1 protein-coding gene and 1 pseudogene are annotated in these 3,498 nt (G+C 43.0%); both read left to right on the top strand.

The genetic code is table 11. The features are described from left to right. The first annotated feature begins 383 nt into the window (after window positions 1–383). Window positions 384–1,469 (top strand): tetratricopeptide repeat protein, encoded by a 1,086-nt coding sequence (locus F6K53_RS35780; RefSeq protein WP_364306327.1) that lies wholly within the window; start codon window positions 384–386, stop codon window positions 1,467–1,469. 1,298 nt (window positions 1,470–2,767) lie between these two features. Then, window positions 2,768–3,498 (top strand): annotated as a pseudogene (locus F6K53_RS35785) (hypothetical protein); the annotation flags it as partial.

Raw genomic sequence — 3,498 nt, forward strand, 5'->3', positions numbered from 1 at the left:
CGAGTAGAGTGGTTTTCCCACTGAGATACGGACCAACAATTGCCACATTACGGGTGGCTTTACACGCTTTGCCGTTCATAATTTACCCCCAAATTATTTCAATTGGACTTATGCATTGAAGCGGAGCTTGAAGGGGATGATATGGTAGCGAGGTGAGTTGGTTAAAACGTGCCATACGTCAACGCTTCTCTTACCTGCTCATCCTACCTACTTATCTCCTGACTACTGGTTTATGCGTAAGTTTTGTTGAGATGGGATCAACGTTATCTGGTTGTGAGATTAACTTATTTTGGTTTGATCTAGATCGAACTTGCAATGTCTTGTAATGTAAACTACTAAAACTGTTAAGTAAGATAACTCTAGGTCACTAATTTTCAAAAAATATGAATACACGTAACAACTATAAAAAAAAATGTTTCAAAAATCTTAAGCAAAATTTATTCCCACTCAACTTAATGTTTGTTAACAGAAAAGTCACTGCCAGAGGCTATTTCTTCCTAGGAGTCAGTTGGCTGTTGGTGCTGACACAGCCACTAGTTTCCCATGCCCTAGGGGTTAACCCAGATCATCTGAATGATTCACCAGGGAGACTGAGTAGACATCATCCCCTTACTCGCCCTTACCGTTACAGTGGTAGACTAATCGCCCAGTCTCAGTATCTCCCAGCACTCAAACCAACTCAACCCGCAGCCCTCGAGCAACTTAACCAAGGACTGGCATTAATTCAACAGAGTAAGGTACTTGAAGCGATCGTGGCGTTTGAAAAGGCAGCCCAACTGAATCCCAAGCTAGCACCAGCACACTACAACTTGGGCCTAGCATTGCGGCAGGTTGGAAAATTGCAGGCGTCAGCCGATGCCTTTTATCGGGCGACCCAGACCGATCCAGAATTTGCTCTAGCCTTTGCTAATTTAGGGGCTGCTCTGTTGGAAGGAAAGAATTTGTCTCAGGCACGGGAATATCTAGAAAGAGCTCTGGAACTTGACCCTAAACTTGGTGTTGCTCACTATAACATGGGTCTAGTTATGTCCAAGTTGCGAACACCCGCACAAGCGATCGCATCATTTAAACAAGCAATGCAATTTAGCCGTAATGCTCCCGAACCGCCATATCATTTAGGACTGATTTATAGGCAACAGGGCAAGCTGGAGGAGGCAAAAAAGGCGTTTGAGCAAGCGATCAAAATCAATCCCAAATACCCCGAAGCCCACTACAATATCGGGGGAATTTTATTTAGTCAGAGAAATTTGGATGGTGCTCTGGCAGCATTCCAGCAAGCAGCGGTAGCTAACTCGAATTACGCTAATGCCTATTATGCTGCTGGTGTAGTATTTCTGCGCCAAAACCGGTTTAGTGATGCTCTGCAAGTCTTGCAGTATGCTAGAGACCTTTACAATAGCCAAGGTAATCCCCAGTGGGGACGTAGGGCTGAGCAATTGATGGAGCAAGCCCGTAATTCCGGTTTTTAGTGCGCTTTGTACCATCAGAACTTGTTAGCTTTGACGACTCCCCACAGATAAATCTGGAGCGTTGCACCTGTAGGGGGATGATTTATGGAGATGGGGAAGATGGGGAAGAATCCACCCATCCTCCTGTTGATGTTTATGACGTTTTAATTAGGATTTCTATATCAGTTGTTTTTTGCTTTTTTTAATGGCAGGCTTTACCGAATATTTTTAATTTTTTAAAAAAACTTTAATAAAAATTAAATCAATACTCAATTATGTGAAAATAATCAAACCAATGCCAAGTATTTTTTACTAATTTCTGAGTGTTATGTTAATAGTTAATATCAAAATAATTTTATATATAAATATAATAGTTTTGTAAAAAATAATCGAAAACTATGTCACCTTTGAATTTAAGTTATAGGGCTACAAAACTTAAAAAGCTTAAAATCAATTGTCCTTTATCTGGAAAAATTTAGGTATTGCCCAGGCTAATACTAGCCTAGCTTGAATTTTTTGCCGATTATTAAAAGTGTAGTAACGTTGGGAGACCTTGAGTTTAGGGGATAAGACTGGGTGGCGACGGTTAGCCTAATCTAGACATTATCAAAACCCGATTCCTACTCCCCACTGCGCTCTCCTTAAATTACGGTTAAGACTACAGCATACTATAACTGATAAAATTTAGCCACACTCAATACAAAAAACCCCTGATGGGCGGTTGGGTGCCCCAGGGGGATGCAGCAAAAGGTTAAAACTACCATATACAACAGTAATCGGAAATGACAGTAAACCGTATCCGCAAAATCTCGGAAATCTCTGAGCCACTCGCAATAGTGGCCTACGAATAATTACGTACTTGCCTTATCCATGGTTACTATAGGGCTCTTGTCTACTAATATTCACAGCGATCTGACAAACCAGTAACTTGGGTCGAACTAGGGAACTGGCTCCTATTCCACACCTAGTTCAGGGAATCTCAACGGAATTGAGTTGCCTTGAGCGCAAATCAGACTCGAAGGGCGTGTTCCATGTGCTGAACCCTTTGGAGTTTTCCAGGGTTTTGATCCTGCCGATACAACTTGTCTAAGCCAAGAATGAAGACAGTGAGTATAATTAGTGTAGTGGCCAAATTGCGAGCAAATAGTAAATCGAACATGACTATATCCTGAATTTCTCAATCCCTGGGGGTTCTGAGCCCCATTGCCCATGATTAAAAATTGTGAAGTGCCGATGTTTAATTTAGGGTTGACGCTCAGGTGTACTGTTTTGGTTGTTGTGTAAGAATTGAGGCCAATCGCTACAACTGGTGAAATCTGGTGAAATCTCCGAAATCTCGTAACTTACTAGTAGCTTCCTTGGTGGCTGGTGCTGTCTTGGGCTGTACCCACCAAGTTATACCGACCACACCAGCGCTAGAGGCTAAACCAGTGATTAGCAGATCTGTTACTGATCTAATTCAGATTGAACCCTTACCGATTGCGACCAAGTATAGGAATCAGTGGACTCCTGAATTGGAATCGGAATTCTGGGTGCGAGCCAACCAGGCCATTCAGTATTACGGTGGTAAAGGTTATGGCAACAACTACGGGGAAAATGAGAAGCGGTCTTATCCCTATGCCATGTTTGATTTTATTTTTGGCAATCGGGAGAAAGCCCTAGAGTTTCTGCAATCAGAAGATGCCCAAGCTGAAGATAACCAACACACTGAGGGTATTGACTACTATTACGCTTTCACCCTCAAAGGACAAATCCGAAAATACTTCTTCTTTGGGCAATTTCTCGACCCGACCTACAAACAGCGAATGTTTGACGGTGCTAAAACCTGGACAGAAACAGACCCCAACGGGCGTCCTCACCCCATTTATGGTAAGGGAAAAGGTGGTGATGGTTGGGGACCGGATGTGCGAGGAGGTTGGGTGGATGGACGCAACACGGACAATCTCCGGGCAATGCGAGAGATTTCCGTTTATCTGATGGCGGAGGAAACCGGAAATGAAGAGACTAGGCGTCTGTATAAAAAGAAAATTCAGCGCTATGTCTGGGCGCT

Origin of the sequence: Moorena sp. SIO4A1 (genome assembly GCF_010672065.1) — a bacterium.
Classification (GTDB): Bacteria; Cyanobacteriota; Cyanobacteriia; order Cyanobacteriales; family Coleofasciculaceae; genus Moorena.